The organism is Verrucomicrobiota bacterium (assembly GCA_016200005.1).
Taxonomy (GTDB): domain Bacteria; phylum Verrucomicrobiota; class Verrucomicrobiia; order Limisphaerales; family PALSA-1396; genus PALSA-1396.
Genome location: JACQFP010000006.1, coordinates 81626 through 105749, shown reverse-complemented (window position 1 = coordinate 105749; position 24124 = coordinate 81626). Strand labels below are relative to the sequence as shown.

18 protein-coding genes are annotated in these 24124 nt (G+C 57.0%); 11 read left to right on the top strand and 7 right to left on the bottom strand.

The window, feature by feature from the left end; translation table 11 throughout:
• Positions 1-14 precede the first annotated feature (14 nt).
• Both HY298_01810 and HY298_01805 read right to left on the bottom strand, forming a co-directional pair.
• Positions 15-1835: a GMC family oxidoreductase gene (locus HY298_01810; protein MBI3849015.1), complete on the bottom strand. Its 1821-nt coding sequence runs from the start codon at positions 1833-1835 to the stop codon at positions 15-17.
• Positions 1836-1999: 164 nt separating this feature from the next.
• Positions 2000-3451 carry a UbiA family prenyltransferase gene (locus tag HY298_01805; GenBank protein MBI3849014.1) on the bottom strand — a complete coding sequence of 484 codons (1452 nt, stop codon included), beginning with the start codon at positions 3449-3451 and terminating at the stop codon, positions 2000-2002.
• Between the two features lie 204 nt (positions 3452-3655).
• Between HY298_01805 and HY298_01800 the strand changes: the two genes are divergently transcribed.
• Complete coding sequence (locus tag HY298_01800; GenBank protein MBI3849013.1) at positions 3656-5248, top strand: hypothetical protein; 1593 nt, start codon at positions 3656-3658, stop codon at positions 5246-5248.
• A 115-nt stretch (positions 5249-5363) separates the two neighbouring features.
• Here HY298_01800 and HY298_01795 read toward each other — a convergent pair whose 3' ends face one another.
• Positions 5364-6983 carry a B12-binding domain-containing radical SAM protein gene (locus tag HY298_01795; protein ID MBI3849012.1) on the bottom strand — a complete coding sequence of 540 codons (1620 nt, stop codon included), beginning with the start codon at positions 6981-6983 and terminating at the stop codon, positions 5364-5366.
• A gap of 495 nt (positions 6984-7478) precedes the next feature.
• Here HY298_01795 and HY298_01790 point away from each other — a divergent pair, with 495 nt between their 5' ends.
• The 6 genes from HY298_01790 (at position 7479) to HY298_01765 (ending at position 16301) form a co-directional block, all read left to right on the top strand.
• The gene (locus HY298_01790) at positions 7479-8792 is read left to right on the top strand and encodes a neutral/alkaline non-lysosomal ceramidase N-terminal domain-containing protein (GenBank protein MBI3849011.1); all 1314 of its coding nucleotides are present in this window, start codon (positions 7479-7481) and stop codon (positions 8790-8792) included.
• A gap of 246 nt (positions 8793-9038) precedes the next feature.
• Entirely contained in the window at positions 9039-9833 is a 795-nt protein-coding gene (locus tag HY298_01785; GenBank protein MBI3849010.1) for a prepilin-type N-terminal cleavage/methylation domain-containing protein, read from the top strand.
• A 212-nt stretch (positions 9834-10045) separates the two neighbouring features.
• Positions 10046-12367 carry an SUMF1/EgtB/PvdO family nonheme iron enzyme gene (locus tag HY298_01780; GenBank protein ID MBI3849009.1) on the top strand — a complete coding sequence of 774 codons (2322 nt, stop codon included), beginning with the start codon at positions 10046-10048 and terminating at the stop codon, positions 12365-12367.
• Positions 12368-12528: 161 nt separating this feature from the next.
• The gene (locus HY298_01775; protein ID MBI3849008.1) at positions 12529-13368 is read left to right on the top strand and encodes a prepilin-type N-terminal cleavage/methylation domain-containing protein; all 840 of its coding nucleotides are present in this window, start codon (positions 12529-12531) and stop codon (positions 13366-13368) included.
• A 113-nt stretch (positions 13369-13481) separates the two neighbouring features.
• A complete protein-coding gene (locus tag HY298_01770; protein ID MBI3849007.1) occupies positions 13482-14672 on the top strand; it encodes a hypothetical protein in 1191 nt (396 codons plus the stop codon).
• Between the two features lie 240 nt (positions 14673-14912).
• On the top strand, positions 14913-16301 hold the full coding sequence (locus tag HY298_01765) for a response regulator (protein MBI3849006.1): 1389 nt from the start codon (positions 14913-14915) through the stop codon (positions 16299-16301).
• A 290-nt stretch (positions 16302-16591) separates the two neighbouring features.
• On the opposite strand, the gene HY298_01760 is transcribed toward HY298_01765, so the two are convergent.
• Both HY298_01760 and HY298_01755 read right to left on the bottom strand, forming a co-directional pair.
• Positions 16592-17044 (bottom strand): response regulator, encoded by a 453-nt coding sequence (locus HY298_01760; protein MBI3849005.1) that lies wholly within the window; start codon positions 17042-17044, stop codon positions 16592-16594.
• Positions 17045-17201: 157 nt separating this feature from the next.
• The gene (locus tag HY298_01755) at positions 17202-17432 is read right to left on the bottom strand and encodes a hypothetical protein (protein MBI3849004.1); all 231 of its coding nucleotides are present in this window, start codon (positions 17430-17432) and stop codon (positions 17202-17204) included.
• Positions 17433-17880: 448 nt separating this feature from the next.
• On the opposite strand from HY298_01755, the gene HY298_01750 reads away from it, so the two are divergent.
• Positions 17881-18861: a fibronectin type III domain-containing protein gene (locus HY298_01750; protein MBI3849003.1), complete on the top strand. Its 981-nt coding sequence runs from the start codon at positions 17881-17883 to the stop codon at positions 18859-18861.
• A gap of 283 nt (positions 18862-19144) precedes the next feature.
• On the opposite strand, the gene HY298_01745 is transcribed toward HY298_01750, so the two are convergent.
• Positions 19145-19813, bottom strand: coding sequence for a response regulator transcription factor (locus tag HY298_01745; protein ID MBI3849002.1), 669 nt, complete (start codon positions 19811-19813; stop codon positions 19145-19147).
• A 10-nt stretch (positions 19814-19823) separates the two neighbouring features.
• The gene (locus HY298_01740) at positions 19824-22004 is read right to left on the bottom strand and encodes a PAS domain S-box protein (GenBank protein ID MBI3849001.1); all 2181 of its coding nucleotides are present in this window, start codon (positions 22002-22004) and stop codon (positions 19824-19826) included.
• A gap of 281 nt (positions 22005-22285) precedes the next feature.
• Here HY298_01740 and HY298_01735 point away from each other — a divergent pair, with 281 nt between their 5' ends.
• The 3 genes from HY298_01735 (at position 22286) to HY298_01725 (ending at position 24123) form a co-directional block, all read left to right on the top strand.
• On the top strand, positions 22286-23413 hold the full coding sequence (locus HY298_01735) for an ABC transporter permease (GenBank protein ID MBI3849000.1): 1128 nt from the start codon (positions 22286-22288) through the stop codon (positions 23411-23413).
• A gap of 63 nt (positions 23414-23476) precedes the next feature.
• Complete coding sequence (locus HY298_01730; protein MBI3848999.1) at positions 23477-23713, top strand: ribbon-helix-helix protein, CopG family; 237 nt, start codon at positions 23477-23479, stop codon at positions 23711-23713.
• Positions 23710-24123: a PIN domain-containing protein gene (locus HY298_01725; protein MBI3848998.1), complete on the top strand. Its 414-nt coding sequence runs from the start codon at positions 23710-23712 to the stop codon at positions 24121-24123. Before HY298_01730 ends, HY298_01725 begins: the two co-directional genes overlap by 4 nt.
• The last annotated feature ends 1 nt before the right edge of the window (position 24124 follow it).

Genomic DNA, 24124 nt, shown 5'->3' with positions numbered 1-24124 from the left:
GCTGCGTTCGCGATTCAATGGCCCCCCAAAAACCTGAGCGCGTTTCTGCGCGCGAGCGCCATGATCGAGCCTTGCGGATTCACGCCGGGCGCGGTGCACAGCAAACTGGCGTCTGCCACGAATAGATTCTTGAAGCCGTGCAGCCGACCGAAAGAATCAACGGCGCACTTGGTCTTATTTTCACCCATCGGACAAGACGAAAACAAGTGAATCGTCATCAGGCTGGCAAGTGCGTTGGGCAAAACGTTCGGCAACTTTGCCAGATCATCGGGGCGCAGTAAACACCCGCCACGGGTAATGCCCGGATAGAGCGCCACGGCACCGGATGCAAAGAGAGCTTCGGTGAGTTTGTGCAAACCTTCAGCCAGATCGCGGCGGTCATTTCTCGTAAGGGTGTACCTTACCAGTGGATCACGAAACCCCGGCAACGGGCGCACGGTGCCGCGGCCTTCGCCGGTGATCATGGCGTAATAATTGGCCATCTGCTGCCAGGAGTGTCGCACAACGTTCCCATGTTCGGGATGATCGATCATTCCCAACGCCAGATAAGGCGGCGTGCTGATGGAACAACCAAAACTGAATCGCGGCGCAAACTCCTTCACTTGATGCACCGGCACGCCCATGTGCGCTGAGTTCACCACATCGGAAAATCTTGCGACGAGCTTGATCGTCGGATGGAGTCGCAGCGAGTTGCCGATGTTGCGTTTGATGCCGCTGCGTCTTAGCAACGTGGGTGTCTGCACCGCGCCGCCGCACACAAACAGCGTTTCCGACTCGATGCGCAGCGCGCCGACCGAGGCGTGTTGGGCGAACAGCGTCCACCTTCCGCCGTCCTGGTGAATCGTTTGAACGCGGGTGAGCGGCAACAGTTGACCCCCGGCGTTCAAAAAACGCGGCACGTAAGTTTCGGTCATCGATTGTCGTTTGCCGGACCCGCGCTCTGTAGCCGCCGACGTGAGGAGGCGGACGGTTGTTTCGTCTTTGGTTTCCGCCTCCTCACGTCGGCGGCTACCGTTTGCGTCGTAGCGAAACCAGCGCGGCACCTCAAATGATTTCCAGCCGAGCTGCGTCGCGCAGTCATGCAATTTCAACGAGGCCGCCGGCGCTGTGCCGGGCAGGAGCGAAACCGACAATTCCTTTTCACACGCTTCAAAATGCGGAAGCAGATCGATCTCGTTCGATCCGTCCACCTGAAATTCTTTGCGCCAGCTTTCCAGAATGTCGGGCGGCGTGCGGTGATAAAGCCCGCTGTTGATCTCACTGCCGCCGCCAACACAGCGCCCCTCGACGTAAGCGATTTTGTTCGTGCCCATCGCCACGGTCTGTCCGCCGTTGCGATACTTTTGCACCATTTCCTCTTTCGTGAATGGGACGCACGATGCGAGAGAATAAAACGGCCCTTCTTCGATCAACAACACGTTGCGTCCGGCCTCCGCCAGCAGACAAGCGGTGATCGCGCCACCCGGCCCAGAACCGATCACCACAATCTCATGGCGGAGTTCGCGGTTGGGGATCCCGATGATATTAAGGTTATCTCCCGGTTGCTTGATGTTCCCCTCACCCCGTCCCTCTCCCCCTCGGCGGGGGAGAGGGTGGGCGGAGGTTGCGTGAGGGGATTCGCTTAGATCGCGACTGTAAAGGGCGAGCGTCGCCAGACTTTCGTAATAGCGGATTAAGTCCCGTTTAAAACCACTGGACGAACTTTTCCAGGCCTCGATCTGACGTCGGCGAGCGACGGGCGACAATTGATGAAAAGGTTTCCAGTTTCCAAAAAAACCAAGCAGATCAAACCCCAACGTCAATGCTTTCAGTGGTGTGCGGAGGTAATCGGTCATTCGCCCATGCTGACCCAAAACGAATTGGGTGAGATCGTTGTAAGGCGGTTGCAAGTCTGGCCGAGTTGGCTCGGCGTGGGGCTGAGCCAGCGAATAGGCCAAGGCCGACACCGTGTCGTGAAACCATGCGTTCATGCGTTGTGCCATTCAGGACCAACTGCGAGCTAATGACCGGTGGCCAGCCAGAGCACCAACAGCGTCAGCCCGCCGATGACGTAACTGGTGCTGTCCTTGAGCGCGAAGACGATCGGATCGTCGTGCATTTGTCCGCGATGCGCAATGAGCCACACACGGCTGATCCAGTAAAGCAAGAGCGGACACGCCAGCAACAGCAGGATCGGGTGCGCGTAGAGTTTCACGACCTGCTCACTGTTCACGTACAGGGCCAGCACGAGCGCGGAGAGATAACCGCTGGCGGTGCCGAGCGTGGCGACCATTTCGAGGTCGTTGGCGGTGTAACCGCGGCCCTTCACGTCGTGCCTGTTTTCGTGCCGCAACGCAAGCAGTTCGAGATAGCGCTTTACCAGTGCCAGGCTCAGGAAAATGAACATCGAAAACGCCAGCAGCCAAAATGAGTAAGCAATCTCCGTTGCTTCGTGACCTCCAATCAGCCGCATCGTGTAAAGTCCCGCCAGAAAAAACACGTCGAGCAACACGAATTGTTTCAGTCGCCATGAATAACTCGTCGTGAGGACGAAGTACAGTGCCAGCACCAGGGCGAAAGTTTTCGGCAGCAGCCACGCAAGTCCGAAACTCCCGACCAGCAGGATCAGCACGAGCGCAAAGCCGGTCGGCAATGACAAATCGCCGGCCGCAAAAGGCCGCAGTTTCTTGGTCGGATGATGGCGGTCGGCATCGAGGTCGAGCAAATCGTTCAGGACATACACGCTCGACGCGCACAGGCTGAACGCGACGAACGCCCGCACCGCGTGCGCCAGCAGCGTGGTGTTGTTGAGTTGATGCGAAGTGAGCAGGGGAACGAAGATGATTAGGTTCTTGACCCATTGATGAGGGCGCAAGGTTTTGAGAAGTGACTGGATGGGCATTTGCGCCTCGTTGAACACATGGCTGACGGTCGCAATCTGCCGGGCGCGCGCCGTGACGCTTTCCCGCGCGTTGACCACAATGGCCTGACGGGCATGTTGCCACACCGGCAGGTCCACGGATGAATTGCCGGCGTAATCGAAGCCGCGCATCCCGAATCGCTCTTCCATCGCCCGAAGTTTTTGCGTCCCGCGCAGATTGGTTTCACCATCACTGGCCAACACAGCGGTGAACAACCCCACGTGATCGGCGACGGGCTGCACCAGCTTCCGGTCCGAAGCGGTCGCGAGGAAAATGGGGCGACCACGACGATGTTCTTCGCGCAAAAAATCAATCAACGGTTGGTGATAGGGCAGGGTGGTTACGTCCAATTCAACGCGTGCGGCAATCTCGCGTTTCAAAAAGGCCCGGCCTTTCAGCCACCAGAACGGCAGGACGAAAAGGTGGAGCGGATTGCGCTTGAGCAATCGCGTCATGGACTCACCCAACAAGTCCGTCTTGATCAGCGTGCCGTCCAGATCCACGCAGAGCGGGACTAGAGTCGCTGGTTCGGTGCTGACAGTCGCGGGCATGTTGAGTTTCGGTTGCAACGGATGCCGGGAAAGTAGCCGAGGGCATTGTCCATTGACAAGCCCTTCCGTTTTTGAAAAACGAGTCTGCGCAGTTGATCAATCGGGTGACCGCAAAGGTGGACTTTTCCATGATACCTCTCCAAAGGAACGAGAAATAGACTGCATGACTTTGGTGAGCGCTCGGTGCAAGCTGGCTGAAACAACATGTCGTCTCAATTGTCGCCTAAACAGTGGATGAGCAGCCGGTGGCTGGTGTTTGTGCTCGTCTTCGCGTGGAAAGCGGCGCTCCTTGTTTTCTCCGCCCAACCTGTCCCGGCGAACGATTCGTTTTTTTACGACGGGCCGGTGGTGAATTTTCTGTTGAACGGAAACTACGTCAACCCTGCTTTGGCGATGGCGTTTCCCATTTCCGGCGCGGAAGTTTTCAGCGCCTACCCGCCGCTCTATCAACTTGTGCTGCTGCCGTGGATGTTCGTGTTTGGCACTTCCGCGGTGTCAGCCATGTGGCTGCATCTGGTGTTGTTTGGGGCTTACATGCTGATCCTGCTGGCGATTTTCAAACATTTAAGGACGCCGAGCTGGTGCGTTAACATTGCGGGTGGATTTCTCCTGGTGCAGACGTTTCACGATCGACCGGACGGCCTGGCGCACGTGTTCGGCATGTTGGCGGTTTATTCCTGGATTCGCTCGCGCCGTTTTTTTGCTCAAAAAGATTCGGCGAAGCCCAGTCACGGATGGGCGCTTGCGGCTGCTGCCTTGGTGGTGTTGTGCCTGGGCAGCAGCCTGCAAATCGGCGGGATTTATTTTCTGTGGATTGCCATCGGGATGCTGGCAAGCACGCTGGCCAAAGAAGAAAAGTTTCCGCTCGCCCCGATGTTGGTCATGGTGCTCGTGCCAATTGCGTTGGTGATTTACGTAGCCTCCATTCACCCGAACCTCTGGAGCGGTTTTCTGGAACATGCCCGCCAGACTCCATCGTTGACTGGCTGGCGATGGCCGACGACGGCGGAATTGCTGAAAGTGGCGCGCACGGTGCCAGGCGTGATCGCCATTGGCGTGCTCTTGCCATGGTTGTGGTTCAAGCAGTGGAAGGATTTCGAGTCGCCGGCGGATGTGGCGCACGAACTGGTGGTGATGACCGGTTTGTTGACGGCACTGGCGGTTGTGGCGGCGTGTCTGGTATTGGTGACGTCGAACATGATCGGCGTCGCCGCCTACCTTCAACCGTTGCTGGTCGCCGCTTATCTCGCCTTGCGCGCCGCGCTGTTGCCGGGGAAACGCTCGATGCGGGCGCAGGCAGTTTTTTTTGTGCTGTTGATGCTGTTGGGTTCAATCCGGGCGGTGGGCATGACGACCTGGGGATTGATTTGTGCGGCGGATGTCAGCTACGCGTCGGCGATTCAGCGCGTCCAAGAGGAAATGGGAAACCTTTCCCAGGAGGGCAAGCCTGCGGTGGTGCTGTCGGCGGCGTATCTTTACGAAGCCGCGCGCCATGACGACGTGAATTGGATTCATTCGGATTGGCTCGCCAAAATCCAACCCTCCAAGACTGGATCAGATGTGGAAGGGTTGATCTCGTTGAGACCATCCAAGGTTATCTTGACGCAGTTTGATTATTATCGCCGGTACGAGCCGGTGATCGCGCAATTGAAATCGCGGCCGGAGCTGGTGGAAATTCAATTGGTCAACACCGCCAGAGTCGCGCCGCCGGATTCCATCAAGTCGCTGCAAAAAGTCGTGCAGCATATCTCCTGGGCCCCGGTGATCGTCACTTTCGCTTGGAGAGATAAGCCTTAAGTCACCAACCGCGAAAGTTTAATAGCCTCACCCCCGCTTGAATCATCCGTCCGTGCGCTGGCCGGGCACCGGCACAACTGCGTTGATGAGTCGAAATCCTCGGGCTTGCGCGTTTTCAACGCGACGGCGCGTAACCTTCGGCTTCCTTTTGAATGCGCCGACGTTCCGCCCGCGACTCCTGAAGCACGTGCTCGAGCCTTTCCTCACTCAACTGCGTCATCAGCGCCGCCGCATCCTTCACCGCGCCATGCTCGACCGCGCGCGACAACACTTCCGCCTTCGTGGCGCCGCTTTTCTTGCCCAGGAACGGTTTGATGATGAGATAGACCACGTCTCGCAACGGCATGAAACGAAGAAAGCGCCGCAACAGCCGGAAGGTCTGCACCGGATAATGCAGCAGCTTGTAAACAAACAAATGCCGCAACCCGGCGCGACGCACGTCATTGATCACCTCGCCCGGCAGACAGGTCGGATCGATCTCCGAACACTTGAAGTATTTGTACCAATCGGTCGCTTCATTGACCAGGCCGCGTTTCACATATTCATGCCACATCGGCGTGCCACGATAGACACACAGCCGGTTGAACCCGAACGTATCCAGCGGCAGCTTCGCCGCATAATCAAACGTCGCCTTCATGTCCTCGACGGTTTCATCCGGGTTGCCGACCACAAAAAATCCATGCACGATCTGGATGCCGGCGCGCTTGGCGTTGGTCACGGCCGTCCTCATTTCCTCCAGCGTCTGCTCCTTGTTCAAGCGGTCGAGAATTTTCTGGCTGCCACTCTCGAGTCCGAACATCAGGGTGCGGCAGTGCGCCTTGGCCATCGCCGGAAACAAGTGCTGGGCGACGGAATCCACCCGTCCTTCACAGCCCCATTGAATCGTGATGTCCTCGTCGTTGAGACCTTGGCAGATGGCCTCGATCCGTTTCGGCTGAAGCAGGAAATGGTCGTCCACAAAATAAACCGCGCCGTACCCCAGCTTCTGAAGATGCTTAAATTCGTCCACGACGTGTTGCGGCGTCCGGGAGCGCCACTTGCCTTCGTTGAAAATCGGAATGTCGCAGAAGACGCACGACCACGGACAGCCGCGCGAGGTTTGCATCGTCGTGAACCGCTCCATGGACAGCACAGCCGGCACGTCCAGCGGCATGGATTCGACAAAGTCCAGCGGCAGACTCTCCCGGTCGGGGAACGGCCATTGATCCAGATTGCGGTCCATCGCCCGATTCGGATTGTTCACGACCTGGCCATCCTTCGCCCAGGTCACACTCGCCACGCTGGACGGATCATCCAGATGCTCCAGCAGGTCGAGCAGAAGCTGTTCGCCGTCGCCGCGACAGACGAAGTCCACCTCCGGACATTGTTGCTTGATCAGCGGCGCGTTGAGGCTGGCGAACACACCGCCAAACGCCAGCTTCACCCCGGCGTCAGCGGCGCGGATCTCGCGGGCGAGCATTTTGGCATACGGATAACTGGTGGTGCTCAAGAAGCTCAAGCCCACCAGCGCCGGCTTCTGCTTCCTGATTTCTTCGATGATGACCTCATTGGGTGTGTCCGGATTGGCCTGATCAAACATCACGCACTGGTGGCCGGCGCGTTTCAGCACCGCCGAGAGCGACATGATGCCGATGGGCGGAAACCCCATCACCCGGATGTTTCCGTTCTTGGCGCGAGTTTTGGCCGGCAGCGCGTAAAACTGCGGGTCGCGGACGTGCACCAGAAAAACCATCATGATGACCTCCCGTCTTTCGACCGCAAACAGCGACTGGGCCGGGTTTGAGCGCGTACGGAAATTGTGCCCGCGCCTGGGACGCCGAGGTTGGTTACTGGTGGTTGACGCTGCGGATCGAGCGGGCACGAACCCGCTTCCGGAACGTCGAAAACATTTATGGCCGCGACATTCATGATGACGCCAAGGCTTTACTGATAAAATATTTTAGCAAGCCTAATTTTGACTTCCACATCACGTGGTTAATCCCGCCGCTCGTCAGGATCCCGCAGTCGCCACCCGGTTCGCCAGAGCAACGGTTGCCATGCGTCACTCCCGCCCGACGGAACTGAGCCAAACGCGCGCGAGTTCAGGTCGTAACTACGGGTACTCCATTCATTCGAGAAACATGCAGCGTCAACTTAGTTCTTGAAAGCCCAAACCAACCACCCTAGCGTTGTCGAAACGTCAGAGACATTCCTACCTCAATGCCTTTGGCCCGAAACGGAAATTGTCATTATGACACCAAATTGCAAATTCATCTCACGATTGCTATTAACGGCCTGCTTCATTGTTTCAAACCTCGCTTGGGCCGACGCGCCTGCGCCGATATTCAAAGTCGGCGCCGGAAAACACGACCTCACACCCAAGGAAGCCGTGCCGATGTGGGGTTACGGCGCCCGCCACGACGCTCTTTCCACGGGCGTGCTAGATCCGCTTTATGCCGCTGCGCTGGTCATTCAAGCGGGCAGCAACAAAGTCGCCATCGTCGGGCTTGATCTCGGACGGTCGCCGGCGGAAAAATCGCTGCAAACCATCCGGGAACGTATCAAGGCCGAAGCCGGGATCGAGTATTCCTTCATCGCCGGCTCGCACACGCATCACGGGCCGGTGCTGGAACTCACGGACGAACCGGGCAAAGGGCAGGGGAGATTCGACGCCGCGATCCGCTATTACAAAGAAATGGAAGACGGCATTGTCGGCGCCATCCTCGAAGCGAATTCGAAACTCACCCCCGCGAAGATGGCGACTGGCTCGGTCCAACTCGAAGGCTTCAATCGCAATCGTCATACGAAGATCGAACCAAAGCCGAGTGATCGTGAATTAGCCGTGATGCGTTTTGACGATTTCTCCGGTAAACCAATCGCCGTTCTCGTCAACTTCACGGCGCATCCAACGTCGATCGATGCGTCCATTTTGAAGTTTTCTGCGGACTATGTCGGCGCGATGAAGGCGACGATTGAGCAGGAGATGAACGTCAGCGCCATTTTCATGCAAGGCGCGGCCGGCGATCAGTCGGCCAATCGGGGCAACAACGCCGATTACAAAGCCTACGGCGCTGCGCTGGGACGGGAGGCCATCAAACTCGCCTCCAGTCTGACCACGAAGGAGGTCACCGAACCGTCATGGCAGGTGAAGGAGGACCGCTTCAAGTTCAGTTCCCGCACCGATTTCAAAAACCCGCTGCTGGCCGGCGCTTTTGCCAAGGCGTTCTTCCCCGAGTTGATTCCCAATTTTATGGATGAATATGCGGATGGCGTCCGCCCGCGGTTGACGGTGGCGTTGCTCAACGGCGAAATCGCCCTTGTCGGCTGTTCCGGGGAATTTTTCAGCAACCATTCGATTCGGTTGAAGGAGCGGGCGCGGGTGAAACAACTTTTCTTCCTCGGCTACTGCAACGGATACCATCAATATTTCCCGACAATTGAGGCGGTGGCTGAAGGCGGTTACGGGGCGGACAGCACCGTGTCGCCCGTGGCCGTCGGCGCGGGCGAACAGATGATGAACACCGCCTTGGTCTGGCTCTACCAGATGCGCGGCAAGATCAAGTGAGGCGGAGAAGAAATGGGCAATCGGTGATTGGGCAGCAACAGCACGAAGGTGATCAGGCCGCAACCAATTACGATGGGCTGGGAAAGTCATACTACTGAGCAGAATCCGATTCTCGAATACGCTTTGGTCGCCACCCCATCGTCATAAAATTTCTTGCCTCCGAATACTCTAGCTGCTAAAGTTTGCGAAGATTAGCGGTAAGAGGACTTGCGGGTGAATTACAAAGCAAACTATAAAGACCTTGATATGAATATTGAACCAGTTTCCGCCCGGCGACGGGGCTTCACCTTGATCGAACTGTTGGTGGTCATCGCCATCATTGCCATCCTGGCGGGACTCCTATTGCCGGCCTTGGCCAAGGCCAAGGTAAAGGCGCAGGCCGTCCAATGTATGAGCAATGGCCGACAGATTCTCATCGGCTGGATAATGTATGCGGGCGACTATAAAGATGAGGTCGCCAATTATTATGATTGGGTGGGAGGTTGGCTCACTTACGACGGCAGTACCGATAACACTAATCTCAATATCCTGCAGGCGGGTTTGGTGACGCCCTATTTCAAAAACCTCTCCGTTTATAAATGCCCCGCCGACCAAAGCCGGAGTTTGGGAAAGAAGGGTTTGCCACGCGTGCGCAGCATTTCGATGAGCCAGATGTTCAGGTCAGATTTTCAGAATATAAATTACGGTCAACACACCACGTCACCACCTTGGCGACACTACCCGAAAACTACAGCCATGGTTGTGCCGGGGCCTGCCCTCGTGTGGGTGATCATCGACGAAAATCCAGACAGCGTGAATGACGCAGGGATGGCCGTAAAAATGCCCCCGCAGAGAACCTGGCAAGATGGTCCCGCCACTACTCATGCGGGCGCTTGCGGTTTCAGTTTTGGCGACGGTCACTCCGAAATCAAGAAGTGGAAGGAACCAACGAGCTATAAGAAGCCCATGTTGACAACGTACACCAGCGGGTTCAATTTCGGCACGGTTCAGGGTGGACAAGACCTCGTTTGGACCCAGGACCGAACTACCGCCAGGAGGTAAAGTTGGTTACACTGCTGATCGGCTTCCGGCAGCAAACGTCTCACCGAAACAAAAATGCCGCAGCGTGCCTGGCGCGTTTGTGCGTTTCCCTTGAAACGATTTCCCTGACGGCACCGGGCCGAGCGCCTCTTGCCTCCGGGAAGAGCAAATATTCGTCACGCTTTGGATTTGGCCGGAACGGGATGCGGCGCTGCGCGACGTCTTGAGGACCCATGAACATTTTCCGAAATGGAAAGCGGCCAATGCAGTTCGCCAAGGTCATCACGTTGTCGGTATTGGCAATCAGGTTCACCCCCGCCTGCAGCCCGGCGCAATCGCCACCCAGACTTACGATTACGGATTCGAACGGAACTGCGATCATTTCGTGGCCGGCGTCCAACGGAGTATTCAAACTACAATTTCGTCCAGACCTTTCCACGGCCTTGCCTTGGACAGAGGTGACCAACCAGTTGAGCGTGAACTTTGGCACTTGTCAGGTGATGGTGACGCCGGCGGACGACGCAGGGTTTTTCCGTTTGCTCCAATCGCCATTGCCGGGATTCACTAATTCAATCGGGATGAAGTTCGTCCAGATTCCGTCCGGGTCTTCCACCATGGGTTATTGGCAGACGGACAAGCTGCCAAGCCAGATCACAAATGTCGGTCAATGGTTTCCGGACTACGGCGATTACGATGAGAAGCCGGCCCATCAAGTCACGATCACACGGCCCTTCTTCCTTGGCGTCTATGAAGTTTCGAATGCCGAGTTTGAACAGTTCGATCCAAGCCACCACGCGTTGCGCGGCAAACTGGGCTTTTCCACCAACGACAACGAGGCTGTCGTTTTCGTGAGTTGGGAAGAGGCCAAGGCCTTTTGCGACTGGCTTTCGGTTCGAGAAGGAAAGTCCTATCGCCTGCCGACCGAGGCCGAATGGGAATTTGCCTGTCGCGCCGCGACGACAACTCACTTCTCCACGGGTGACACGTTGCCCGCGCAATACCAGAAGAACCCAACCAATTGCTGGTATCCCGACCCAAATCGACCGAACCCGGGAGACGTGCAGTCACTGGTTGTGGGCCAGACGCCGCCGAATCCCTGGGGATTGTACGACATGCATGGCAACGTGGAGGAATGGTGTCATGACTGGTATGGCCCGTATGTCGCCGAGGCGCAGACAGACCCGGTCGGCCGGGCGGATGCGCTGGCCAAGGTCACACGCGGCGGCAGCCACTCGACCTTCGCTTTTCATCTCCGCTCAGAGAACCGAATGGGGGCCTTGCCGGAGGACAAGAGTTGGTACATCGGCTTTCGCGTTGTCATGGCGGATCTCCCTGCGACGCCACCACTTCCGGAATCGCCACCTGAACCTTACCAGACCAACGTGAACCAGACGATTCCAGCGGACATCGAAACCGGACCCAACCCTTTGTTTCCATTCTTCAAAGGCCCCAACCGATACGTGAACATCCCCGCCAACTCAGTCGGACCGGTTTACTCTGGACATAATCACGATCCGAGCATCACCCAGTGCCCCAATGGCGATCTGCTGGCGATTTGGTACACGACCGTATCCGAGACTGGACGCGAACTCGCATTGGCGGCGAGTCGTCTGCGCTACGGGCAAACCAACTGGGAGACAGCATCGTCGCTCTACGATTTGCCGGATCGCAATGACCATGCTCCGGCGCTTTACACGGATGCCAACGGCACGATTCACCACTTCAACGGCGTTTCCACTGCCGCCACCTGGGGACCGCTGGCCGTGTTGCTGCGTTCTTCAACCAATAACGGCGTCTCGTGGTCGAAACCGCGCCTGATCCTGCCGGAGCACAACGTGCGGCATCAACTGGTGCCTTCGGTGTTTCGCATCAGTAGTGGGGCCGTCGTCTTGACGGCGGATGCCGTGAGTACCGGCAATGGTGGGACGGCCGTCCATGTCAGCAATGACGGAATGCTCACTTGGAACGATCCAGGGGCGGGCCGGCCCAAACCCAGTTTTACGAACAGCGGCGTCGGTGCCTGGCTCGCCGGGATTCATGGCAATGTGGCGGAAATGACCAATGGTGGATGGCTGGCGTTCGGTCGCGGTGACACCATCAACGGCATGATGCCCAAAAGCATTTCGTCCGACCAAGGCACCAACTGGACCTACAGCGCGAGTGTTTTTCAGCCGATCGGGGGTGGTCAGCGCGTGAAGCTGCTGCGCTTGAAAGAAGGTCCGTTGTTCCTCGCCTCCTTTTGTGTGAACATGACCATCACAAACCTCCTCGGAGGGACGCGCACGGTTTCCGGGTTGTTTGCCTCGATTTCTTATGACGATGGGGCCACCTGGCCTTTCAAACGATTGGTCTCGGACGACGGGCTTGGCCACTCGGTTGAAACCACCGACGGCGAACTGTTTACGATGAGTTTCAGCAACGCAGAACCCAAGGGTTATCTGGACGCGGTGCAGGCCCGCAACGGAGTGATTCACCTCATCAGCAGCCGGCAGCATTATCAATTCAATTTCAAATGGCTGGAGACGCCTTCACCGGCGGTACCCGTATCTCCGTGACCGATTCGCCGTCGCCGCCCCGCCAGCAAGATGCTGGGTTCTCTTCTATCGACGGCAACTATCCAAAAAAATCTTGTCGGGAAATGAACTTGCTGTTAACGTAAACGCAGCAAACCCATTAAACCCAGTAAATGCGTAGGTGTTCGGCTGGCTAAGAAATTATGAGCAGCATTGGCTACCCTGAATCCAAGACGTCGCCCTGCGCTTCCCGGGCTCGTGCTTTCACGTTGATTGAACTGCTGGTGGTGATTGCCATTATCGCTATCCTGGCTGGGTTGCTGTTGCCCGCGTTGACGAGGGCGAAGAGCAAGGCCCAAGCCTTGAGTTGCATGAGCAATGGCAGGCAACTTCTCATCGGTTGGTTGATGTACGCCGATGATTATCAAGGAAAGGTTGCGAACTCCTTTGACTGGGTTGGCGGCTGGCTTGATTACGACGGCGCCGTCAGTCCCGATAACACTAATGTTAATATCTTGAATCAAGGATTATTGGCTACCTATGTGAAGAATATTGGCGTTTACAAATGTCCTGCCGACCAAAGCCTGACTGCTGGGAAAAAAGGTTCGCCGCGGGTACGAAGCATTTCCATGAGCCAGATGTTCAGGACTTCTGTTCAGAACGTATCGTTCAACCAATGGACGCCTTCACCGCCCTGGCGGTTTTACGAGAAGACCTCAGACATGACTGCTCCGGCGCCGTCGTCGTTGTGGGTGATCATCGACGAAAACCCTGACAGCGTGAACGATGCGGCGTTCGCCGTGCTCATGGGTTTGCCCGGGCACTCTCCTTTCATCTGGCAGGATGGTCCTGCCACGTATCATGGGGGTGGTTGCGGGTTCAGTTTTGCCGATGGACATTCCGAGATCAGGTCATGGAAGGACGGGCGCACGGTCACGGGTTTGATGCGGACGACCTACACGGGGAGGTTCAGATACGGGCTTGTTCAAGCCAGCAATCGTGACATCGCCTGGGTGCAGGAGCGGACGAGTGCGCCCAAGTGAGATGAGTTTACCGGTTCAGAAAAAAGTACTTGCGTTTAGGCGCGCGAACTTGCATAAAGAATCTACAGCCAATTAAACGAGAAACATCAACCATCAACCCCAGAAAAATTCGTATGAAACACAAGTTCTTATGGGTCAGTGCAATGGCACTGGCGGTAACGGTTAGTTCACAGTTCGAGACGAAGGCCATCACCAATGGCGTGATCCTGATCAGCACGCGTGCCGGACAAGACACAGCGGCCGGAACTTCCTACTACGCTGATGAGAAAGGTTCTGGCATGGTCACGCCGGGCGATGTACATATGTTAAACCTGCTCTGCGACCATGGCTATACCTGTCGCCTCGTCTTGGATCAGTTGCTGGATAACACTGGCGCGGCTGCAGCGTGGTGTACCCTTCCACCCACTGCAGAGACGTGGTTCAATCCAATCGATCCAAATTCCGCTGTTATGCTGTTCATCGTGTCGGGCAGCGGCGGCTCGGGCGACGCACCGCCCCCCACCCAAACCAACGGCATCCCGATGATGGTGGGAGAACACGTGGTGCTGGGTAACCGGGCCGACAGGCCGGGCAGCATCCACATGTACGAAAACGGGTCGCAAAGTAGCGATCGCACCCAGGCGCAAACCACCAACAAGTACATGAAGGTTCTTGCCCCCAACCATCCGATCATGCAGGGCATTCCCCTCGATGCGCAGGGGCGGGTCAAGATCTGGCGTGACAAATATCCAGAAGAGACCAAGTACATTCCAGTTGGCGGCAGGGACAACTACACATTCCGCTGGCCCCTTCAACTAGTCGCTAACGCCGCAGCGGGGACAACGATCTTGGGCGTTCTGGATGAAGACCCGACCCTGGCGTGTTTCGCCGTCAATGACGCTGGTGGCCTGCTCGCCACCAATATAAACTTGGGTTACGCCGAAACCAATCTGATCCGCTTGGTTCACATGTTCGTGAACGAAGAAGGTAGCAACAGCGCCCGCCGGGACTTTAATGCGCTGACTGACCTTGGCCGCGTGATTTTCGTGCGTGCCGCAAAGTGGGCCATGGGTGAGACGCTCACGCCGTATGTGCCACTAAACATAAATATCTCGGCACTGAGCAACACGAGCGTCCAGGTTCAATGGACTGCGTCGGCCGATAAGAACTACAAGATTGTTGGCAGTACAGACCTAACGGCCCCGCTTTTCAACTGGCAGACCTTGAAGCAGGACATCCCCGGTGTGAACGGGACGATTCAGAAAACACTGGACATTGCTGCCGCACCTCAGACTGCGTTTCTGCGGGTTGTGGCCGAACCGTAAACGTCAATCAAATCGCTGCGAGATTGATTCTAATGGCGGGCAAGTAATTGCCCGCCATTTTTCTTTTGAGTTGTCGCGGTTCAATCCCCGCTACCGGCGTCCTTCGCCTTCGGCAGGTGGGCAAGGATGAATTGAACAGCGATCATGCGTGACTGAAATCCATCCCAGTCGATCCGGCATCCAGCAAACACAACGCTTGTTTTTTCAATTAAATCGGAAAGAGTGGGTCCGGTTTAGATTGTGAAAAGCGTTTTATTGATTGACGAAGACCGGGATTTTCGGACGACGCTACGCACCTGGCTTACGGGCGACGGCTGGCATGTGCTTGAGTCTGATGAAGGTGAAGCGGGCTTTAAATTGATCCGTCAACATCGTCCCGAACTGGTTATTTGCGACCTGCTGATGCCGCGTTGCAACGGGTTTCGATTATGCCGGCTCGTCCATCAGCAACCGCAACTGGCGCAAACCAAAATCATTATTTCCAGTGGCCGCGGTTATCCCGGCGACCGGCTCAATGCATTGGAAGCGGGTGCGGATGAATATCTGGTCAAACCAGTCCAGCGCATGGAACTGGCAAGACTCCTGAAGCGTCTCGCTTTGCCCAAACGACCAGCAGGCGCGCCAGCCCCCAACCCAAAGACATCCCCCCAGTCGCGCGATCCGCTCGCACCGCTCAAGCTTCATTCGTCTCCAAGTTCTCACAATCAGCCGACCAAAGTAAAATTTTGGGGCGTGCGCGGTTCGATTCCCACGCCTGGGGAAAGCACGGTTCTTTATGGCGGCAACACGTCGTGTGTGGAGGTGCGCGCGGATGGCGAGATCATCATCCTCGATGCTGGTTCGGGGATTCGACCGTTGGGTCTGGCGCTGATGAACGAATTCAAGAATCAACCCATCAATGCCACGTTGCTGATTTCACACACGCATTGGGACCACATCCAGGGTTTTCCATTTTTCATTCCCGCTTACAACCCGAAAAATAATCTGCGGATTCGTGGCTTTGAAGGTTCGAGCGAAGGGTTGCAGGCGACGCTGTCGTCGCAGATGGAAAGCCCTTACTTTCCCGTCAGCATGAGACAAATGCCCGGGCACATCTCCGTGGAAGAGATTCAGGACTTGGATTTCCACATCGGCAAGGTGCGGGTGAAGGCCTCCTTTGCCAACCACCCCGGCATTTGCGTGGGCTACCGGCTGTTCACCAGTTGTGGTTCGGTGGTTTATCTGCCCGATAATGAACCTTATGCGCGCCTGCGTGGCTCGCCCGATGCCACCGACACAACTTTTTCTGAATCGCTGACCTATGCCCGCAAGCAGGATGAAAAACTGGTTGAATTCATCAAAGCGACCGACGTTCTCATCATTGACTCGCAATACGATGACGCCGAATACAAGAGTCACGTCGGCTGGGGACATGGCTGCCTGGACGACGTTGTCACGTTGGCACTGGTGGCTGGCGTCAAAAAGCTTTTCTTGTTTCATCACGACCCGGGCCATGACGACGCACAAATCTCGCGCATGGTGGATTGGGCCCGCAAATTAGTGGCCATGCATGGCGAATCCCTAGTCGTGGAGGCGGCGCGCGAAGGATCGGAAGTGGTGCTCAAGCCGGTCACCGTGCGGTTCCGATAGCCTGGCCGGGCAGAGGCCTTGCCGAATCCGGTTGTCGCAAAACTTCTTTTAGGGCTATGCACCTGATTCCCCTTGGCCCATCGGACACGCTAAAGCGTGAACTCCAACGCCGCGCGCGGGCCGTTTTCGTTGGAGTTCAACCTTTAGGTTGTCCCTGTTTGAATCCAGGGGCATCAAGTGCATAGCCCAAATTTCGTTATCTTTCTTTTGATCCCGGATGATGGCACCGGGACCTTGTGGACTTCAGATTCTATCAGACACCTGGGAAACGCAGACAAGCTCTGCGACCGTCAGGGCTTTACTGCGGCGCGGTTGGACACCGGCCGATTGTAGGTCAGCCAAAAATCTTTGATGGCGTGGGCCATAAGGTAGAGTTTTTCCAAGTCAGCCGGTTTGACCAGATAGGCATTGGCTCCCAACTCGTAGGCGGTCTGGACGTCCTGATCGTCGCTGGAAGCGCTCAGAATAATTACGACGGTCGATTCCAGTTCAGGCTGTTCGCGGATCCACCTCAGCAGGCCCAGGCCCATCACAAACGGCAGTTTCAAGTCGAGCAAAACCAGGCAAGGCAGGGGAAAGTCTTCGCGCTTGGCAAACCTTCCCCTTCCTTGGAAATAATCCAAAGCCTCCTGGCCATGGGTCGCGACGTGCATCGGGAGGTCCACGCCGGCCTTCTTGAACGCCATTTTCATGAACGTCACGTCGTTCTCGTCATCCTCCACCAGCAAGATCGGTTGGCTCATGTTTTTAAGGTTTCAACAGCTACCGTTCTTAGATTTTGAAATGCCGTGCTCTACAGCCACCATACTGCTTCAGTGTGTTCCCGAAAAGGGAGCGTGTCACGCTTCTTTACTCTCCGGCCACTCGATCCAAAATGTGCTCGCTTTGCCGGGTTCCGACTCAAAACCGACCTGCCCCCATCCGTTGGGTCGCGTTGCGCACGATGGTCAGGTCGTGCCGGAGCGACAACATGGGCATTGCGACGCTGAGGTGGAGGTTGTTCAGATCGCTGTTATGACGGTTGAGTTCGGAGTTGCGACTGGCCACCTCGTCGTTGACGGACATCAACTCTTTGTTGGTGGACTCCAATTCTTCATTTATGCTTTGCAGCTTCTCGTTCGCCGACTGCACCTCTTTGTTGGAAGCTTGCAGTTCCTCGTTGGCGGCTTCGGATTACTCCTGCACAAACACCCTCGCGGGCCTTGTCCAAAGGGAGCTCGTTGAGGTCCGCGACAAAAACGTGGAGCCGGAACACACGCCCCCGCAGCCGACTGGGAGAACTCCATGAATGCCATGGCAATGGAACAGGCTTCCTGCCCCGTGCAACAACCCGGCACCAAGGAATCTCCTAGCGCCGCCGAGGAATGACCTAGTCGCGGCCGCAACTCGCGGAGGGTAAAAACACGCGATGCGTTTTTCTTGCGGACAAGAAGTAAATCGGGCACGAGCGTCCGTGTCCAATCCTGATGGTGCAGCGGTCCGGCCGCGCCCGCCCTTTCGCGCGCGCCCAGGCTCCGGCGAACTCCAACCACGCCGCGCAGAGGGTGTCTTGGACCGACTTTTCAGATTCATGGGACGGATGAAGCTTCTGAGCGTAATCCCCTTGCTGGCTGCGCTCAGCGCGCCGGGTGAGGCGCTGAGTGCAACCATTCAACCAGGGCGGAGTGTGACTCTGGCTTGGGACGCAAGCACCGACGCCGGCGTTGCGGGTTACAAGATCTATTATGGCGTGGCAAGCCGTGCCTACACCAACCTGGTTTCGGTCGGCAATGCAACGACGGCCACCATCTCCGGCCTCGTGGAAGGAGTGACCTACTTCTTCGCCGCCACAACTTACAACGGCGCCGGTTTGGAAAGCGATTATTCGAATGAGGCGAGTTATACAGTTCCAGTCACATCGGTTCCGGTCGTAAACATTCTTCGCACTCTCTTGGACGGGCAGGTGGTTTTGCAAGTGACCGGCGTGATCGGCCACACGTATCAGATCCAGGCGGACCGACTTGTTGGTGGCTGGGTTACCATCGGCACGGTGACACTTGACGGCAGCGGCACGACGGAGTTCACTGATGTCAATGCCGCGATCCTGCCGGCCTTGTCGTATCGCCTGATCGAGGTGGTCACCACAAAGTTGCAGCTCAACATCCTCCCCAACAAGCATGCCCTGCTGACGGCGATCGGCCAGGTCGGCCACAGGTATGATATCCAAGCGACGTGGTTGTTTAAGCACTGGAGCGTTATTGGCACTGGAACTGTGGATGCCAGCGGCTCGTTTCAGTTCGTTGATACGAATGCCGTGAACTTTCCGGCGCGCTTTTACCGTCTGAGCGAAGTGTTGCCGGGACTTCCCAAACTGCAAATCCGGGTCAACCCGGCCATGCAGGTGGTTCTGACCGTGACCGGGCAGCCCGGCCATTTATACGATATCCTGGCGACGCAAAATTTCTCGGATTGGTCAGTCATCAGCAGTGTGGGGGTGGGGGACCGTGGTTCGATTGAGTTTGTGGATTACAGCGCGGCGGCCTTTCCGGCCCGCTATTATCGCGCACGAGAGCGACAATGATACCTTCACAAGGAGGTGGGGGGGGTTACCCGGGATAATATCTATCCTGAGTTCAGACCACGCTCTCGCGGCGCGATTGCCAGCGGCCATGAAATGAAATCCGAGACTCGAAATCCGAAGCCCAAAGCCCGAACTCTTCCACTCCGGCGGTTGGCCTTGGAACAATTAAGCCACCGGGAGGCACAAGCCCGTTTCGGCCTTCGGATTTCGGAATTCCGGCGCATGAACATGGAAAGACATTTCAGTGGATGCGGGCGGTCGCCGCCGGACAACGGAGTGCGACTCAGCCTTCCTGCGAAATCAATCCCACGCGCAAGGCGAATCGCACGAGACCCGGTATGTCGTAAACACTCAAGCAATTCATCAACTTCATGCGATGGTATTCGACCGTCTTGGGACTGATCTTGAGAATGTCACCGATTTCCTTGGTGTTCTGGCCTTCCGCGATCAGTTGAAGGACCTCGCGCTGCCGGCTCGTCAATTGCTCGAGCGGGCTTTTGCGATCGGCGATCCCGTGCTGAGGAAACTTCCTGAGCAGCCGCGTGGAGATTTCCCGGCTGAGATAGATTTCTCCGTGGACGACGCGGTGCAGGGCCGTTTCCAATTCGGCGGTGGCGGCTTTCTTCAGCAGGTAGCCGGACGCGCCCGCGTTGAGCGCCCGCCAGTAGTATTCTTCATTCTGATGCATGGAGAGGATGATGACCCGCACTTCCGGAAATTCCTTGGCCAGCCGCGCGGTGGCTTCCAGACCATTGAGGCCGGGCATGGCAATGTCCATCAACACCACATCGGGTCGGTGCGCTTTGACCAGGTCCAGGACCGCGCGGCCATTGCCGGCCTCGCCCACCACTTCCACGACCGGGAACTTCTCCAGCAGGGCACGAATGCCTGCGCGCACAAGGGTGTGGTCATCCGCCAGGATGACGCGCATGGATTTTTCAGGAGCATTCATCAGCTTTGATTCAGGATGGCGGCGTCTGCCACCGCAACGGGAACCAGGCGTGGACCTCGGTGCCTTGGCCCGGATCGGAATTGTATTCCAGTCCACCGCCCGCCCGCGCGGCGCGCTCTTCCATGCTCAACAAGCCCAGACTCACACCGCGCACGGCCCGGTCCAAAACCGTGGTCACATCAAACCCTCGGCCGTCGTCGCGCACGCGCAGATGGAGGTGCCCATTGGCTGTGCGCAAATCCACGTTGACGGTGCGCGCCTGGGCGTGCCGCACCACGTTCGTCAACGCTTCTTGCGCGACCCGAAAGCACTCGGTTTCGATGACGGGATCCAAGCGCTGCTCCAGGGCGTCTGCTTCAAATTCCGCCTGCAAGCCGGTCAACTCCGCCTGTCGGTTCGTCAACCAAAGCAACGCCGGTTCCAAGCCGAGATCGTCGAGCATGGACGGCCGCAGATTCAACGCGAGATCGTGCACCTGTTCCAGCACGCGCTCCACGACTTCGAGACTCTCTTTCAAGCGCGGCAACAGAGCTTCGGTGCCGGGCGACTCGAGCATTGCTTGCAGGTTCAGCTCGGCGACCGTCAGGGCCTGGCCAATTTCGTCGTGGAGTTCAAGGGCAATGTGCCGGCGTTCCGTCTCCTGCACTTCCACCAACCGGCGGGAAAGCACCTGAAGTTTACGACTATATTCCTGGAGCCTTCCCTCCGCCCGCCGCCGTTTGCTGATGTTGCGGATGTTGCATTGAACAACCCTTCCACCGTTGATCTGATAGACGTTGCTGACAAACTCCACGTGAATTGACCCACCGTCAATGGTCATGAGCGACAGATCGTCAAGCCGGACACAGTCTTGCCTCTCCAATTCAGCAAATGCAGACTTAAATGCTTCGATCTCTTTGAATGGGCTGATTTCCCAAAGCTTGTTCCCGATGAGAGTATCGCGCGCATAGCCCAACATCTCCGTCACGGACGAGTTCACATCGTCGATTCGCCCCGTTGCCGCGTCGAGAATCAAAATGCCGTCCTGGGCTGTGTCAAACAGGCGGTGATATCGCATTTCGGAAGCCATCAGCGCTTTCTCAGCCTGCTGGTGTTTCAGGTCGCGTTGCTCCAACGATTGCGCCATCTGGTCAAAGGCGCCGGTTAATCGCCCCAGTTCATCCCCTCGCTGCGGCAGACCCGTGCGGGCGCTCAGATCGCCGGAGGCCAGCCGCGCGCTGGAATTCACCAATGCTCTGACCTGTCGCAGGACCAGCAGGTTGCTGGCGGCCCAACCAAGCACAAGCGCCAAGGCACCCACCAACGCCACACCGGCCAGGTTGCGCGCAAGCATACGCTCCACTCCCGCAAAGAGAACTTGCTTGGGAATACCTAACAAGGTGACGACGTCACCCGGAAAAAGCTGGCTGTGCATGGAGGTAAACCCGTAAAAAGAGGGAACACCATCAAGATCCAAGGCCTCCACCACGCCGTTGGTCTCACTAGAAACGGTTTGCATGAGCCCCTTCTGTGGCAAAGGCTGACCAATCCATTTTTCTGGCGCCGGATTTCGAACGAGAATCGTCCCTCTTTGGTCGATCTGGGTCCACGTCGCATCTTTGGGCAACTGCGCCTGCAATTCAGATTCGTAACGATTGAACCAAGCCAGATCCAGCGCGGCAAAAACCACGGCCTGAATCTGCCCGGACTGATCAAAGAGCGGACAGCCAAAGTTGACCGTCGCCTTGCTGTTGGTGTGGCCGACCGGAAAATCGCCAATCGCAAAGGCGCGAGTTTTGAGCACGCGGCGGAAAAACTGAAGGTCCGCCGGCTGGACGGGTTCGGCCGCCGGGAGGGCGCTGGCGAGAAAATCGCCATTGGTCTTGATCACACCCAGATTGGCATAACGCGGGTAACTCTCGAACAGTTGATCCAGATATTTCTTGCACTCTTTGTGATTGCCCGAACGCACCTGGGAAGATTCCGCGACGGCGAACAACAGTTGGCGCGTCTGCCCGATGACCTTCTCCTCCTCCCGACCGGCCAGTTGCACCATCTCCTTCGAGCGCTGCTGCCAATCTGCCACCTGCCGCCGGCGGTCGTCCCACGCCGTATGCAACGTCAGCCCCACCAAGGGTGCGCACGCGAGAATCACCAGCACTAACAGGCGAAACCGCAATCCATATAAAAGTTGCCTAAAAAATTTTCCCATACTGTTCCAACCACGCCGTCACGCGCGGCATCTTCACCTTCGACGGCTGGTCGGCGAAAGACCGTGCCTGATGCCAATTTAGCCCGGCCGAGGATTGGGTCAGGGTCCTGTGTCGCGGTCGAAGAACCGCCGAACACTCAAGTTCCCAGAACTCTCATAAAATACCCGCTCGCTCGATTGTGCCAACCAAATTTTTTCGCGATCCTCGGCCAGATGTTTCCAGCGCGCCTTCCGTTGCTTGCCTCGGCACGGTTGCTTTTGTTAGTGTCGCTCTGAAGCACATGAGTTCGCCCACCCACACCCGACCGGCGCGCCTGCCGGGATTGCGATTGCAGGAAGGCGGCTTGCTGATTGTGATTATCGTCCTGGGCCTGTTGCTGACCATTTTTGGCGGCAGCGTCAAGGTGCCGCGATTGGAAACCAACGCCGCCGGCGAGCGCGTCCGGGTTTTCAAAACCGATGCCGCGGGCGGACGCGAACCGGAGTTCGTCGAAAAAAACAAATTCCTCAACGCTGCCAACCTCGCTCAACTGGCCAAGGACACCAGCTTTATCGCCATCATGGCAGTGGGCGCGACCTTCGTCATTATTGCTGGCGGGATTGATCTCTCGGTGGGCGCCATTTATGCGCTGGCCTCGGTGCTCGGCGCGTTGGTTCTCCAATGTTATGGTCCCGATGGCCCACGAGCGGGTGCATGGATTGGCACGCCGCTTGGGATGCTGGTCTGCGTCGGAGTGGCCACTGCCTGTGGTTTTCTCAACGGCGGGATGATCGTCGCGCTCAAGGTGCACCCCTTCATCATCACGTTGGGAACGATGGCTATTTTTCGCGGCATCGCCTTCGTCATCACCAAGGGACAATCGGTTGGCGGTTTTCCACCAGCCTTCCGCGATCTGATCCGGTGGGAGGTTGGCGATGGTCTGAGTCTCGTACCCTTGGGCGTAATGCTCTTGGTCGCGATCATTGGCGGGATTTATCTTTCGCGGCTGGCGGCGGGTCGCCGTGTTTACGCCGTGGGCGGGAATGAGCAGGCAAGTCGTTACAGCGGCATCCGGGTCGAACGGGTAAAGTTGAGCGTGTTTATTTTTTCCGGACTGACGGCGGGCATCGCCGCTTTACTTTCACTTGGCTATTACGGCGGTGCCACGTCCGGCGACGGTCAGGGCTACGAACTGAACGTCATCGCGGCGGCGGTGGTGGGCGGCGCGAGTTTGAGCGGCGGCAAAGGCTCGGCGCTGGGGGCGTTGCTCGGCGCACTGGTGATTCAAATGATCAGCACGGGCATCGTGATTCTGGGCATCAACCAGAATTACAGTCAGATCATCATCGGCGCGGTGGTGATTCTGGCCGTCGTGCTGGATCAGTTTAACAATTGGCTCGCCAAGCGGCGACTGACGAAAGCCAGTTAAACAGAAATTCAAGGATTGAATTCAGTATTGCGCTCGTGACAGAAGCGTATTATAAGCGGACCTATGAAAGTCATCTCCATCAAGGTTGACGATGGCCTGGGGCATTGGTTGGAACGCGAGGCAAAGAAACTGGGTCGCACCAAATCGGACATCGCGCGGGAAGCGTTGGAGCGAAAACGAAATGGACAGTCCGGCTCGTCGGTTCACGACCTAATGCAAGACGTCTGTGGCGTGATCAAAGGCGCGCCTCGCGATATGGCGCGAAATACGCGGAAGTATTTGAGGGGAATCGGGAGATGAACGCGGTGTTAGTGGACACCGGTGTGGTCTTCGCCTATTTATCCTTTCATGATCAGGATCACCATTGGGCGAAGGAACAGTTTGCAGCGCTGCGGGGTCCGTTTCTAACCTGTGAAGCGGTACTGACTGAAACGACCTACTTGGTTCAACAACGCGGCGGCGACCTCGACTCGCTCTGGTTGTTTCTGAGACGCGGCGTCTTGCAGCTTGGTTTCGATTTGGCAACCGAATTTGAGTCGGTTGCCGTGTTGATGCGTCGTTACGCTGACGTGCCCATGGATTTGGCCGATGCCTGCCTGGTGCGGATGTCGGAGCTCCACCGCAACTGCCGCATCATCACCACGGACAGCGATTTCAAAATCTATCGCCGCTTTGGCCGGCAGGTCATTCCCCTTATTTGTCCTGTCTAAA